The organism is Thiocapsa sp. (genome assembly GCF_011390875.1).
GTDB lineage: Bacteria > Pseudomonadota > Gammaproteobacteria > Chromatiales > Chromatiaceae > Thiocapsa.
In genome coordinates this window covers 1-13,816 of record NZ_JAABRP010000013.1, presented here as the reverse complement: position 1 = coordinate 13,816, position 13,816 = coordinate 1, and the positions used below count along the sequence as shown (strand labels likewise).

14 protein-coding genes are annotated in these 13,816 nt (G+C 65.1%); 12 read left to right on the top strand and 2 right to left on the bottom strand.

Annotation, left to right across the window (positions count from 1 at the left end; translation table 11 throughout):
- A partial coding sequence (locus GPT33_RS02005; protein WP_296805415.1) for an acetyltransferase occupies positions 1 to 655 on the bottom strand: 655 nt, incomplete at its 3' end.
- A gap of 291 nt (positions 656 to 946) precedes the next feature.
- Between GPT33_RS02005 and ndk the strand changes: the two genes are divergently transcribed.
- The 12 genes from ndk (at position 947) to GPT33_RS01945 (ending at position 13,109) form a co-directional block, all read left to right on the top strand.
- A complete protein-coding gene (gene ndk, locus GPT33_RS02000) occupies positions 947 to 1,375 on the top strand; it encodes a nucleoside-diphosphate kinase (protein ID WP_296805413.1) in 429 nt (142 codons plus the stop codon).
- An 8-nt stretch (positions 1,376 to 1,383) separates the two neighbouring features.
- Positions 1,384 to 2,514, top strand: coding sequence for a 23S rRNA (adenine(2503)-C(2))-methyltransferase RlmN (gene rlmN, locus GPT33_RS01995; RefSeq protein ID WP_296805411.1), 1,131 nt, complete (start codon positions 1,384 to 1,386; stop codon positions 2,512 to 2,514).
- Positions 2,511 to 3,305 (top strand): type IV pilus biogenesis/stability protein PilW, encoded by a 795-nt coding sequence (pilW, locus tag GPT33_RS01990; protein WP_296805408.1) that lies wholly within the window; start codon positions 2,511 to 2,513, stop codon positions 3,303 to 3,305. The genes rlmN and pilW overlap by 4 nt, the downstream gene beginning before the upstream one ends.
- 11 nt (positions 3,306 to 3,316) lie before the next feature.
- Positions 3,317 to 4,411 (top strand): RodZ domain-containing protein, encoded by a 1,095-nt coding sequence (locus tag GPT33_RS01985; protein ID WP_296805407.1) that lies wholly within the window; start codon positions 3,317 to 3,319, stop codon positions 4,409 to 4,411.
- A 60-nt stretch (positions 4,412 to 4,471) separates the two neighbouring features.
- Positions 4,472 to 5,746, top strand: a complete 1,275-nt coding sequence (gene hisS, locus GPT33_RS01980) for a histidine--tRNA ligase (protein WP_296805405.1) — start codon at positions 4,472 to 4,474, stop codon at positions 5,744 to 5,746.
- Between the two features lie 61 nt (positions 5,747 to 5,807).
- Positions 5,808 to 6,434, top strand: a complete 627-nt coding sequence (locus GPT33_RS01975; protein WP_296805403.1) for a tetratricopeptide repeat protein — start codon at positions 5,808 to 5,810, stop codon at positions 6,432 to 6,434.
- Between the two features lie 17 nt (positions 6,435 to 6,451).
- Complete coding sequence (gene bamB / locus GPT33_RS01970; protein ID WP_296805401.1) at positions 6,452 to 7,753, top strand: outer membrane protein assembly factor BamB; 1,302 nt, start codon at positions 6,452 to 6,454, stop codon at positions 7,751 to 7,753.
- A gap of 5 nt (positions 7,754 to 7,758) precedes the next feature.
- Positions 7,759 to 9,159, top strand: coding sequence for a ribosome biogenesis GTPase Der (der, locus tag GPT33_RS01965; protein ID WP_296805399.1), 1,401 nt, complete (start codon positions 7,759 to 7,761; stop codon positions 9,157 to 9,159).
- Between the two features lie 78 nt (positions 9,160 to 9,237).
- A complete protein-coding gene (locus GPT33_RS01960) occupies positions 9,238 to 9,675 on the top strand; it encodes a DUF2721 domain-containing protein (RefSeq protein WP_296805397.1) in 438 nt (145 codons plus the stop codon).
- A 42-nt stretch (positions 9,676 to 9,717) separates the two neighbouring features.
- Positions 9,718 to 10,749 carry an SRPBCC family protein gene (locus GPT33_RS01955; RefSeq protein ID WP_296805395.1) on the top strand — a complete coding sequence of 344 codons (1,032 nt, stop codon included), beginning with the start codon at positions 9,718 to 9,720 and terminating at the stop codon, positions 10,747 to 10,749.
- A gap of 172 nt (positions 10,750 to 10,921) precedes the next feature.
- The gene (locus GPT33_RS01950) at positions 10,922 to 12,283 is read left to right on the top strand and encodes a TrpB-like pyridoxal phosphate-dependent enzyme (protein ID WP_296805393.1); all 1,362 of its coding nucleotides are present in this window, start codon (positions 10,922 to 10,924) and stop codon (positions 12,281 to 12,283) included.
- 52 nt (positions 12,284 to 12,335) lie between these two features.
- The gene (locus tag GPT33_RS01945; RefSeq protein WP_296805391.1) at positions 12,336 to 13,109 is read left to right on the top strand and encodes a LysM peptidoglycan-binding domain-containing protein; all 774 of its coding nucleotides are present in this window, start codon (positions 12,336 to 12,338) and stop codon (positions 13,107 to 13,109) included.
- Here the strand turns inward: GPT33_RS01945 and lexA are convergent.
- Positions 13,073 to 13,741 (bottom strand): transcriptional repressor LexA, encoded by a 669-nt coding sequence (gene lexA / locus GPT33_RS01940; RefSeq protein WP_296805389.1) that lies wholly within the window; start codon positions 13,739 to 13,741, stop codon positions 13,073 to 13,075. The genes GPT33_RS01945 and lexA overlap by 37 nt on opposite strands.
- Positions 13,742 to 13,816: the final 75 nt, after the last annotated feature.

Below are 13,816 nucleotides of genomic sequence, written 5' to 3'. Positions count from 1 at the left end.
GGAACGCAGGGGCCACAGCGCGTGCCCGGGCCATGTCGTCGGCATAGCCGTCACGCAGGGCGGCAAACGTCGGATCCTCGATGATGAAGGTCAGGGGATCGGCGTAGGGCTGCAGGCTGCGGAAAAGCACCTCCGGGGCGAACAAGAGGTCGTCGACCGTCTCGCCGTAACCGTTGTAATTCAGAACGATGCCGAGATCGCGCAGCAGACCGAGCTCCCCGTCGGTCAGCTCCAGAGGCTTGGCGGCTCGACGGGCTGACGCGTCGAAGTTGTCCCCGAAGGTCCCGACCACGGCCCATGCGCGTTGCGAGCCCTGAAGAAAGTCGTCGACCAGCAGACTGGTTCCCTTGTCGGGCAGCGTCTCGATGTGGACATCCAGCGCCGGGTGGGTCGGGATCTCGCCGGCGAAGTGGTGATCGAAATAGCGGATGCGCGCACCCTGCCCCAGCAGTCGCTCGACCGCCCCGCGATTCTTGTCGAACGAGATATCGAGGGCGGTGACCCGGTCGCCCTTGACCGCCTCGACTCGATCGAGCAGGGCGATGTCGCGTTTTACGCCGGTGACCAGGATGCTCTCGATCGGCTCGGCCAAGCGCAGTTGCTGCAGGGCACAGAGACCGTCGGCGTCACCGTTGAAGACATCGAAATGAGTCATCCGGAAAACCGTTTGCGTGCAGATGGAGGTCGGCCGATTATCCGCCCAACCGCCCGAGGGGTCCAAATCCGGATCGGCGATCGCCGACGCCTTGCAACGCCGCTCACGCCGGACATTGGCTGAGCCGGCGTTGCTCGAGGCGTTCGCGATCGGTAGACTTTGCAATCCACTCAAGTCTCCGACGGGGGCGGGTCGCGCGGCGAGCCGACGGGCAGATTGCCCCGAGTACTCCGGCTCGCGATTCCGACGATCCGACCCAACCTCTTTACGAACCCTCTATTTGGAAGCACCATGGCCATCGAGCAGACCCTGTCCATCATCAAACCCAATGCGGTGGCAAAAAACGCCATCGGCGCCATCCTGAGCCGTTTCGAAGCAGCCGGGCTGCACATCGTCGCCGCGCGGATGCTCCACATGAGCAAGGAGCAGGCTTCGGCCTTCTACGGCATCCACCAGGGCAAGCCTTTCTTCGACGAGCTGGTCGCGTTCATGACCTCGGGTCCGGTGATGGTTCAGGTCCTCGAAGGCGAAGACGCGGTTGCGAAGAATCGCGACATCATGGGTGCGACCAACCCGGCCAATGCTGCGCCCGGCACCATCCGTGCCGACTTCGCCGATTCATTCACCGAAAACGCGGCGCACGGTTCGGATGCCGCGGATACCGCGGCCGTCGAGATCGCCTTCTTCTTCCCGGAAGGCGTCTGCCCGCGCACCCGCTGAGGATCCCCGTGGCCAACGCCGAGCTCAAGCCCAATCTACTCGACCTGAATCTTGCCGACTGCGAGAGACTGGTGCTCGGGCTCGGTTTCAAGGCGTTTCACGGCCGCAGCCTCTTCAAATGGATCCACAAGCACGGCGTCGTCGACTACGACGCCATGACGGATCTCTCGAGGGCGCTGCGCGATGCGCTGCGCGAGACCGCCGAGATCCGCCTTCCGCGGATCATCCATGACGAACCGTCGGCGGACGGAACCATCAAGTGGATCATGGAGCTTGAAGACGGCCAACGTATCGAGACCGTCTTCATCCCGGAGGGACGCCGCACAACCATCTGCGTCTCCTCGCAAGTGGGTTGCGCACTGAATTGTTCTTTTTGCGCAACCGCCACCCAGGGGTTCAACCGCAACTTGACGGTCGGGGAGATCGCCGGTCAAATCTGGCATGCCACACGGCAGATGGGGTCGGCACCGTCCAACGTGGTCATGATGGGCATGGGCGAGCCGCTCGCCAACTTCGACGCGGTGGTCAAGGCCATGGATATCATGCAGGACGATTTCGCCTACATGATCGCGAAGACGCGCCTGACCCTCAGCACCTCGGGCATCGTCCCGAACATCTACCGGCTGCGCGAGGTGAGCGATGTCTCGCTGGCCGTCTCGCTGCATGCGCCGAACGATGCCCTGCGCGACGAGTTGGTGCCGATCAACCGCAAGTACCCGCTCGCCGCGCTGCTGCCGGCCTGCAAGGCTTACGTGGGCACCGACAAGCGCCGCCGCATCACCTGGGAATACGTGATGCTCGACGGCATCAACGACAGCCTTGCGCACGCCAAGCAGATGATCCGCTTGCTCGAGGGGATCCCGTCGAAGGTCAACCTGATCCCCTTCAATCCCTTCCCCGGAAACCAGTACGGCACCTCGCCACCCGAGCGCATCGAAGCCTTTCGCGCGCGGCTCGCCGGCGCCGGCATCTTCACCATGACCCGCAAGACGCGCGGCGACGAGATCGCCGCCGCCTGTGGGCAGCTTGTCGGGCGGGTCGAGGATCGCACACGTCGGCTCGGGCGCGTCGCGGTCGCGATGCCGGCGGAGATCCAACCGGACCGCAGGATTCTGGCCGGGAAGGCGGCGACGCCATGACGAGCCATCTCGCCGTCCGCCTCGTAACGCATGCCGTCCTGGTCCCGGGCGCGCTTTGTCTGGGCTTGGTCGGATGCGCGAGCAAAGTAACACAGCAGACGACCGATCCGCTCGGGCTCGATCCGCAGGACAGCCCCGCGTCGCTTTACGTCGAGATGGCCGAGGAGTACTACAACCGCGGCCAGACCGAGGTCGCCTTCCGTCGCGCCCAACAGGCGATCGAAGCCGACAAGAATTACCCCAAGGCCCACGTGTGGCTCGCCTTCATGTACGAAGAGATGGGCAAACCCGACCTTGCGGCCACCCACTACGAGCGCGCCGTCAAGCTCGCACCGAACAACTCGGATGTCCTCTATGCTTTCGGCGCTTATCAGTGTCGACAAAAGCGTTATGCGGAGGCGGATGTCTACTTCAAAAAGGCACTGGACAATCCACTCTACTCGACGCCTTGGGTTGCGATGACCAATGCGGGCACCTGTGCGGGCAGCGCCGGTGACGCGGCCAAGGCGGAAGGCTACTATCGCGCTGCCGTCACCGCCAACCCCGGCTTCGGACCGGCGCTGGTGAAGCTCGCGGAGATCGAGCTCAAACGCGGCAACATGCAGGGAGCGAAGGCCTATCTGGACCGCTATTTCGAGCCGACGACCTTGCGCACCCCGGCGACGGCCCGGGATGCACTCGCCGCCGCGGTCACAACCGAACGTGCACTAGGTAACCGAGCCCGCGCAGCCGAATACGAGAAGGCATTGCGCGCAAGCTTTTCGGATACACCCGAGACCCGCGAGCTGTAGGGACCTCACGAGTGACAAACCAGACACAATCGACCGACCCGAACGACCAAAACGTGGTCGAATTCGGCGATAGCCCGGGGCGCCGCCTGCGGGTGCAACGCCAATCGCGTGGCTTGGCGATCGAGCGGATCGCGGCACAGCTACACCTCAAGCCCGAGGTCATCGAGGCGCTCGAACAGGACCGCTTCGACCTCTTGCCCGACCCGGTCTTCATCACCGGCTATCTGCGCAACTACGCGCGGGCACTCGGACTTGACCCGGCGCCGCTGATTGCGGCCTACCAGGCCCATGCCGAAAACACGGACGCCGTCGCGCCGTCGCGCCATATGTCGGGGTCGGGTTCAAGTTCGGGCTCGGATCTCGATTCGGGCGGAACCCGGATTTTGGTGCGCCTTATCAGTTTTGCCCTGGCGGCCTCAGTCATCGCCGTGATCGCGCTCTGGTGGCATGACCGACCCGACGTTGCGCCGGAGATCGAGACCGAAACGGCGGAGTTCGAGCCGGATTCGATCGCTCTCGAACCGGCTTCCGAGTCAGTGGACGCAAGCGCGTCCGAGGCTGGTGCCGAATCGGCCGACCTGAGGGACCGGCCTCGCACTGATTTCCCCGAAACGTCGGAGCCTTCGCCCGCGGAACCTCCGGAAACGACTCCGCAGCAAACACCTGCCGCGTTGGCCTTGCCGGCATCCGTGCCGGATGCCGAGCTGACGTCGGAGGCGCTATCACGCCCCGTCCCCGAGACCGCACCGGGCCCTGCTGTCGATCCGCCGTCACAAGCGCAGACCGAGGCACGCGATCAGGCGCCGAGCGATCCGCAGGTCGATACCCCCGTTCTCGCCCCGTCTGCGGCAGCGCAAAAGGGTATTGTTCTTGAGTTTACCGGCCCCTCGTGGCTCGAAGTGCGTAATGCCGCCGGAGAGCGCCTCATTGTCGGCGAGATGACGGCCGGAGATCGGCGCGAGGTCATCGGGCAGGGCCCGTTCCGGTTTACCGTGGGACGGGTCAACAACAGCAGCATGACGGTCGACGGGAAACCCTTTGACTTGGAGTCACGTTCGCGCGGCAACGTGGCGCGCTTCTCGCTCGATCCGGAGGCCCCCGAGTGACGGCGCGCCCCGGCCGCCGAACCACGCCGACCCTCGCCCGCAGACATCGAGCCACCGTACATGGGTAAACACATTCAGGCGATCCGGGGGATGCACGACATCCTGCCCGAGGCCGTCGCCACCTGGCATCGTATCGAGGACACCGCGCGCAGGATTCTTGCCGGGTACGGGTATGCCGAAATCCGCACGCCGATCCTCGAGGTCACGGATCTGTTCAAGCGCTCCATCGGCGAGGTCACCGACATCGTCGAGAAAGAGATGTATAGCTTCGAGGATCGCAACGGCGAGAGCTTGAGCCTGCGCCCGGAGGGGACCGCCAGCTGCGTGCGCGCCGCGATCGAGCACGGGCTGCTCGTGCAGCCCCAGCGCCTGTGGTATCGCGGCCCGATGTTCCGCCACGAGCGTCCGCAACGCGGCCGTTACCGGCAATTCAATCAGATCGGTGCCGAGGTCTTCGGGCTCACGGGACCGGATATCGATCTAGAGCTGATCCTGCTTACCGCTCGCCTGTGGCGCACGCTCGGGCTGACGGGGCTACGCCTGGAGATCAACAGTCTCGGCGACCCCGAGGAGCGCAGGCTCTATCGCGAGCAGCTGGTGACCTACCTGGAGGCGCGCAGCGAGCATTTGGACGCCGAGAGTCTGCGGCGTCTGCACACCAACCCATTACGCGTCCTGGACTCGAAACACCCTGAGACACAGAAGATCGTCGCCGATGCACCGACGCTGATGGATCATCTCGGCGAGGAGAGCCTGGCGCACTTTCAGGGCATCCGCCACGGTCTGGATCAGGCGGGTATCCCCTACCAACTGAATCCGCGGCTAGTGCGAGGGCTGGACTATTACAACCGCACGGTGTTCGAGTGGATCACCGAGGATCTCGGCGCCCAAGGCACCGTCTGTGCGGGCGGTCGCTACGACGGACTGGTCGAGCAGCTCGGTGGCCGCGCGACACCGGCTGTCGGCTTCGCCTTGGGCCTCGAGCGACTGGTGGAGCTGCTCGCGCTCGCAGGCCATGCCGGCGAGCCTGCGGTGCATGCCTACCTGGTCGGGGTCGGCGATCAGGCCCAGCTCGCGGCCCCGCTGCTGGCCGAGCGTCTGCGCGATGCCCTGCCCCGTCTGCGCCTCGTGTCCCATTGCGGTGGCGGCAGCTTCAAGAGCCAGTTCAAGAAGGCCGACAGGAGCGGCGCAACCTTCGCGCTCGTCCTCGGCGAGGCGGAGCTGGCGCAGGGGATCGTCGGCGTCAAACCCTTACGCGACGAGAGCGGTCAACAGGAGCTTGGGTTCGACGATTTGGTCGGCTTTCTGGCCCGAGAGATCGCGATCCCGGATTGATGCCGGCAGGCGATGACTCCGGTCAAGCCGCACGCGAATCCACGTCACCACGGAGAGAGAAGTGAGTTACGAAACCGACGACGAAAAAGTCGAAGCCATCAAGACTTGGTGGAAAGAGAACGGCGTGGCGATCGTCATGGGCATCGCCATCGGACTGGGCGCGATCGTCGGCTGGCGTTACTGGGGCGATTATCGCGACAGCGTCGCCGCTCAGGGCTCGACGGTCTTCGACCAAGTCCTCGCGAACGCCGCCACCGGTCAGACCGAGGCGGTCGTGACCCAGGCCCGGATGCTGAACGACGAGTTCTCATCCACCCCCTATGCCGCGCTCGGAGCGCTGGTCGAGGCGAAGGCGCTCTACGAGTCCGGCCAAGCCGAGGCGGCTATGACCGCTTTGGCAGGGGTGATCGGCGGCGCCCCGGAGCCGGCCCTGGCCCGCGTCGCAGCGCTTCGCCTAGCGCGGATCCAGGTCGCGGAGGGCCGATTGGACGAGGCGGCCAAGACCATTGCGGATTACGATACCAGCCCCGAATTTGCGGGCGACTTTGCTGCGGTGCGAGGCGATATCGCCGCAGCACGCGGGGACACGGCCGGGGCACGCGAAGCCTACGAGCAGGCGATCGCCGAGGGGACCGGGTTTTCGCAGTTGCTCCGCCTCAAGCTCGACAACCTCCCCGCAGCCGGATAGTGGTCAAAGAGCCGCCTATGGTCACGCAATCGACAGCGGGCGCCGCCCGTCTCGGGGTGCTGCTGCTCACCGGCTTGTTGAGCGGTTGCGGGATGTTCCCCTGGCTCGGCGCCGACAAGGACCCTACGCCGCCGACCAAGCTCACGGAGATCGTGCAGACGGTCGGCTTGACGACTCTCTGGTCCGAGCGGGTCACGCGCGGCACCCGGGAACGGCGGCTCTACCTGGTCCCGGCAATCTCCGAGAATCGCATCTTTGTCGCCGATCCACGCGGTCGGCTGGTCGCCGTCGCCGCGGACAGCGGCCGCGTCCTTTGGGAGCGCGATACCGATCTGCATTTCAGCGGCGGCCCCGACGTCAAGGGCGATCGTGTGGTCATCGGCACCAGCCGGGGCGAGCTCCTGGCCTTCTCGAGCAGCGACGGCAAGGAGTTGTGGCGAACACAGCTCGGCAGCGAGGTCCTCTCCGTCCCGCGCCTCACCGACACGGCCCAAGTCATCGTCCACACCCTGGACGACAGCATCTACGGGATCGACGCCGACACCGGCGCTCAGCAGTGGCGTCTCAACTTTCCGGCACCCGTGCTCACGCTGCGCGGCAGCAGCAGCCCGGTCATCACCCCCGCAGGGGTCCTCGTCGGTCTTTCCGGCGGGAAGCTCCTGAACCTCGACCCGGCGGACGGCACTCCGCTCTGGGAAGTCGCCATCACGCGCCCGAGCGGGCGTTCCGAGCTATCGCGCATCGCCGACATCGATGCCGATCCGGTCGTCATCGGGACCATTGCCTTCGTCGGCTCCTACAACGGCGATCTGGCCGCGGTCGACATCACGACGGGCACCGTCGTCTGGCGGCGCGAGCTCTCGGCACACGCGGGACTCGCCGCCGACACCTCCGACCTCTTCGTCACGGACTCGAGCGACCAGATCTGGGGCGCGGACCCGAGCGACGGCGCCGGACGCTGGCGCCAAGAGGGTCTGCGCTACCGTCAGGTGACCGCCCCCGCGTTGGTCGGCAACCTGATCGCGGTCGGCGACCTCGACGGCTACGTCCACCTGCTCGCACGCAACGACGGTCGCCTGGTCGGGCGTAACCGCATTACCGGCAAAGGCGCGATTACGGCACGACCCTTGGTCGTCGGCAACCGCCTATATGTCTTTGCCGACGACGGTACCCTGACCGCATTGAGCATCGGCGGTGCGCCCGCGGCCAAGATGGGACTGCGCGGCAGCGCGCCCGCCGATGCAGGCGCCGCCTCGCGCGATGTCGACACCGCACCGGCCGATTCGCCGGGATCCGCACCACCGGAGTCCAGCCCCTGAACGGCATGCTGCCCGTCATCACCCTGATCGGCCGGCCCAACGTGGGCAAGTCGACACTTTTCAATCGTCTCACACACACGCGGGATGCCTTGGTTGCGGACTTTCCCGGCCTGACCCGCGATCGCCAATACGGGATCGGCGTCGTGGGACCGAGCCGTTATGTCATCGTCGACACCGGCGGCATCAGCCAGGCCGTCGACGGGGTGGAGGCGCTGATGGAGCGCCAGGTCCAGCTCGCGATCGACGAGGCGGATCATCTGCTCTTCCTCGTCGACGCGCGCGACGGGTGCACCCCCGGCGACATCGAGATCGCCGCAAGGCTTCGCCGCATGGGCAAGGCGGTCAGCCTGGTGGTCAACAAAAGCGACACCATGGACCCGGTGCTCGCCACCGCTGACTTCCATCGGCTCGGTCTCGGCGAGCCGATGGCGGTCTCGGCTACCCATGGTCGCGGCGTGCAGGATCTCATCGACGCGGTCTTCGCCGGATTCCCGGCGGCCGACGGTGAGGGGATGGACGCCGCAGCCACCGAGGAAGGCATCCGGGTCGCGATCGTCGGGCGCCCGAACGCGGGCAAATCGACACTCATCAACCGCATCCTCGGCGACGACCGGCTGGTGACCTTCGACAGCCCGGGCACCACCCGCGACAGCATCTTCGTCCCCTTCGAACAACAAGGTCGCCACTACACTCTCATCGACACCGCGGGCATGCGCCGCCGCGCCCGGATCGACGACGTCATCGAGAAGTTCAGCGTCATCAAGACGCTCCAGGCGATCGACGCGGCAAACGTCGTTATCCTGGTGCTCGACGCCCACGAGGGCGTCGGCGAGCAGGACGCCACACTCGCTGGACACATCATCGAGCGCGGGCGGGCACTTGTGGTTGCGATCAATAAATGGGACGGGCTGGCCCCCGACCAACGCGAGCAGATCAAGACCCAGTTCGCGCGCAAGCTCGCGTTCCTCGATTTCGCCAAGATGCATCTGGTCTCCGCCCTGCACGGCAGCGGCGTGGGCCTGCTGCTCGACGAGGTCGAGAAGGCCTACGCCAACGCCACACGCAACCTCTCGACACCCGAGCTGACGCGACTCCTCGAGGACGCCGTCCAAGAGCATCAGCCGCCCCTGGTGCACGGACGGCGCATCAAGCTGCGCTATGCCCACCAAGGCGGACGCAACCCGCCCATCATCATCATCCACGGCAACCAGACCGAGTCGGTCCCGGACACCTACCGGCGCTATCTGATCAATCGCTTCAGGCGCGAGCTCAAGCTCCTCGGAACACCCTTGCGCATCGAGTTCAAAAGCGGCACCAATCCCTTCGCAGGTCGCCGCAATAAGCTCACCCCCAGCCAGATCAAGAATCGCCAGCGCCTCAAGACGTTCGTGAACCGCAAGCGGTAAGGCACTTCTCTCCAACCGTGCCGGACGACGCCGCTTCGATCCGGCTATCGGCCGCGTGCCGCTCGATTAAGGACCGACGTGATTCAGGAATCCCCGATCACCGACATCGCGCAAATCATCCAGCTTGCAGTTGCGCCTGTGTTCCTGCTCTCGGGCATCGGGGCCATGCTTGCGGTCATGACCAATCGGCTCTCGCGCATCGTGGATCGGGCACGGCGGGTTGAAGCCGACGCCATCGTGAAGCCTGCAGAGACGGATGCTCCGGATCCCGAGCTTGAGCTGCTGTCGCGTCGCGCCAAGCTGATCGGGCTCTCGATCGGACTCTGCACCATCACCGCCTTGCTGGTGTCGACGGTGATCGCGATCCTCTTCCTCGGTGCCTTTTTGACATTCGACGCGGCCGTCTTGGTGGCGCTTCTTTTCATCGCCGCAATGCTTGCGTTCATCGCAGCCCTGCTCTTTTTCCTGCGCGAGGTTTTGCTCGCCACCGCCGGGTTGCGCTTCTGGCGTCGATAGGACGCTCGACGCGAGCTCACGTGCCTCAGCCGGAGGATGACTATGCTCTACCTGCTTCTGCTGCTGCCGCCGCTGCTCATCATCGCAGCGGTGATCGTCCATCTCGCACGACTGCCCGCGAGCTTCGCAATCCAGCGCTCCCGGTTGATGAGGGTCGACCGACCGAGGCTGTTCGACGCGGTCCGGGATCTGCGCAGCTGGAAGGCTTGGAGTCCCTGGCTCCTGCATGAGCCCGGCGCCGAGCTTTCCTACAGCGACGAGCCCGACCATGAGAGCGGCTCGTATCGCTGGGACGGCAAGCACATCGGCGCCGGCACCCTCACGCAGGTGCGCTTCCAAGCGCCGGATCGAATCGATCAGCGCATTGTCTTCAGGCGCCCTTTCAAGGCCCAGAGCGATGTGTGGTGGGAGTTCAAGGAACAGGATGGCGGCACCGAGGTGACCTGGGGCATGCGGGGGCGGATGCCCTTCGGGCTGCGTTTCATGGTGCCGACGATGTCGCGTGCCATCGCCAAGGATTACGACCTGGGTCTCGCGATGCTGAACGGCTATCTGGACCCGAGCGCAGCGCATCCCGAGATTCGGTTCGTCGGCCCCTGCGAGCGTGCGCCTCGAAGGGCCGTCACAATCCCCTTCAGCGGCAGCATGGAGGCCATGGTCGCGGCCATGGAGGAGGGTTTCCCACGCTTGGCGGCTCAGCTCGAGGGCCTCGGGATTACGCCCGCAGGGGAGCCCTTCACTGTGTATCACAAGGTCGATGCCAAGGCGGGCCTCTTCGTCTGCGATCTCGCAATGCCGATCCCGGACGGAGCCGACTCGGGCGAGCTCCTCGTCAAGGAGTTCGACGGCGGGCGCTACTTTCTGACCGAGCTGAGGGGCAGCTACGATTTCCTGGAATCCGCCTGGCACAGCCTGACGGCGCACCTACGGATGTACCGGATCAAGCAGGATCGCACACGGCCGTCGCTCGAGGTCTATGCGGAGGACCCGCGCTCGGTCGGGCATGAGAACGAGATCCTGACGCAGATCTTCGTACCCATTCATCCTAAACCGCGTCCGGAGCGACATGCGTAATTTTCATTTTGCGTTTGGCCTTGGAGATGTCCTCGATCTCGGTGAGACGCGATGGCCAGTGCCCCGATGGGATTCAAGATCGGTCACAAAACTGGCACACTTGCAGATGGACGCTAGAGACCGGCCGCAACGACAGCCGGTTACCCATTCACCCCTGAGGTCCGACCACAGCATGAGCGACTCAGTCAAGTATCTGCTCGACGAGCAGCATCTCCCGCGTACCTGGTACAACATCAACGCCGATCTCCCCACCCCGCTCGACCCGGTCCTGCATCCGGGCACCCAACAGCCCATTACGGCGGACGATCTGGCGGTCATCTTCCCGCGCGCCGTCATCGAGCAGGAGATGAGCACCGAGCGCGAGATCGAGATCCCCGAGCCGGTGCGCGAGGTCTATCGGCAGTGGCGCCCCTCGCCGTTGTACCGAGCACGCCGACTGGAGAAGGCGCTCAAGACGCCGGCGAAGATCTACTACAAGTACGAGGGCGTGAGCCCCGCCGGCAGTCATAAGCCCAATACCGCCATCCCGCAGGCCTTCTACAACAAACAGGAAGGCGTCAAACGCATCACCACCGAGACCGGGGCCGGTCAATGGGGCTCGTCGCTCGCCTTGGCAGGATCCATGTTCGGCCTTGAGATCGTCGTCTACATGGTCAAGGTGAGCTTCCACCACAAGCCGTATCGACGCGCCTTCATGGAGACCTTCGGGGCCCAGTGCATCGCCAGCCCGAGCGACACGACCGCGTCCGGGCGTGCCATCCTCGCGGAGCATCCCGACAGCACCGGCAGTCTCGGCATCGCCATCAGCGAGGCCGTCGAGCTGGCCGCCCAGCGCGACGACACCAAATACGCGCTCGGCAGCGTGCTGAACCACGTCCTTCTGCACCAGACGGTGACCGGCCTGGAGGCGCAAAAGCAGCTGGAGATGGCCGGCGACTACCCGGACATGATCATCGGCTGCACCGGCGGCGGCAGCAACTTTGCCGGCATCGCGTTTCCCTTCCTGGGCGAGAAGCTGCGCGGCGGGCGCGACATCGAGCTGATCGCCGTCGAGCCATCGGCCTGCCCGACCCTCACCAAGGGTCTCTTCGCCTACGACTACGGCGATACCGCAAAGCTGACCCCGCTGGTGAAGATGTATACGCTCGGTTCCAGCTTTGTGCCGCCCGGCTTCCATGCCGGCGGGCTGCGCTATCATGGCATGGCGCCACAGATCAGCCACCTGACCAAGCTCGGCTACATCACGCCGACCTCCTACAATCAACTGGATTGTTTCGCCGCCGGTATCCAGTTCGCGAAAGCCGAGGGCATCGTCCCGGCGCCCGAGGCCAACCATGCCGTAAAGGCCGCGATCGTCGAGGCCGAGAAATGCCGCGAGTCGGGCGAGGCCAAGACGATCCTGTTCAACCTCTGCGGACACGGCAACTTCGACATGCAGGCCTATACGGATTACCTGGCCGGCAAGCTGAAGGATCTGACCTATGCCGAGGACGAGGTCGCCATGGCCCTGTCGGGGCTTCCGAGCGTCGCTTAGATCCGGGGCATCACAGCTCGAGACGAGACGAGACGACACCAGGAGACTCAACATGACCCGGGATCGTTCTCGATACACCGGCGCATTTCACGCGATCTTGATGTTGCTCGTTGCGGCTGCAGCCTGCGGTGCCGAGGATCCGTCGGCAGATCGGGAGCCGACGGCCGCGCCCGACGCCGAGATCGAGGAGATGAATCTACGTCTCCTCGGCATGGAGGGGAAACTCAAGGAATCCGCCCATGCGCGCAAGAGCGCCGACCAAGCCCGTATGGAGGCGGAGCGCCGGCTTGCGGAGGGGAGCCAGGAGATCGAGCGCCTGAACGGCGAGGTGCAGCGCCTCAAAGAGGCGCTGCTGGAGCTCGAGAAGGCACTGAGCGAGCGCGACCGACAGCTCTCCGAGCTCGATTCCCGCAGGCTCTCGCTGACCACGGCCCACGAGGCACTCGAACGCCGGTTCGAAGCGCTCCGCGCACGGGTTCCCCGACAGGACGGCGGCACCCTCGATGCGGAGCAGGCACGACAGGCTGCCCGCGATGCCTATGAGAGGCTGCGCGAGACGCTGCGGATTCCGGACACGAAACGGGATGCGACCGCCGAGCAGACGATCGCCGACGCCGAGAAGCTGTTGCACCGACACCAACTCGCTCTGGCACGGGTGCTCGATGCGCAAGGCTCCTACCGAGTTCGCCCCAGCGACTCATTGGCACTGATCAGCAGCCGTTGCTACGGCGACAGCAGTCAATGGCGTGCTCTGTTCGAGGCCAATCGCCATGTCCTCGAAGACCCCAATCAGTTGATGCCCGGAGTCACACTGGTCGTCCCTTGAATCGCGCCGCTTGCGAAACGCCGAATCACACCGACCCCCAACCCTTCGATGACGAGCTCTTGCGTGCGCAGATCGACCAGGATCGGATCGAAGCTCGGATTCTCCGGCAACAGATAGGCCCGGTCGGCCCCGTGCCCGTGCCGATGCAGGCGCTTGACCGTCACCTCGTCACCCAACCGTGCCACCACGATCTGGCCGTCACAGACCTCCGAGGTGGAATGAACCGCCAGAAGATCTCCGTCGAGGATGCCGGCATCGCACATGCTCCTGCCGCGGACCCGCAGCAGATAGTCCGCGCAGGGACGAAACAGGTCCGGATCGACCGGGCACCAGTCCTCGATATGCGCGGCGGCCAGGATGGGACTGCCGGCGGCGACACGCCCGATGATCGGCAGCGCGACCTCACGGGCGGGAGCGTGATCGATAAGCCGGATACCACGCGAGCGACCCCGCGTCAGCTCGATCGCACCGTGCCGGGCCAAGGCGCGCAGATGATCTTCCGCGGCATTGGCGGACCGAAAACCGAAGGTCCGGGCGATCTCGGCACGTGTCGGCGGCACCCCGGTCTCGCGGATATGCGACCTGATCAGCTCCAGAATTTGCTGTTGTCGAGGGGTCAGGTCATTGCTCATGTCGGAAAATCGCTCGACAAAACGGGCTGTCATTTTAGACAGTCGCTCCGGATTATCCATCGATGAACAAGGAAA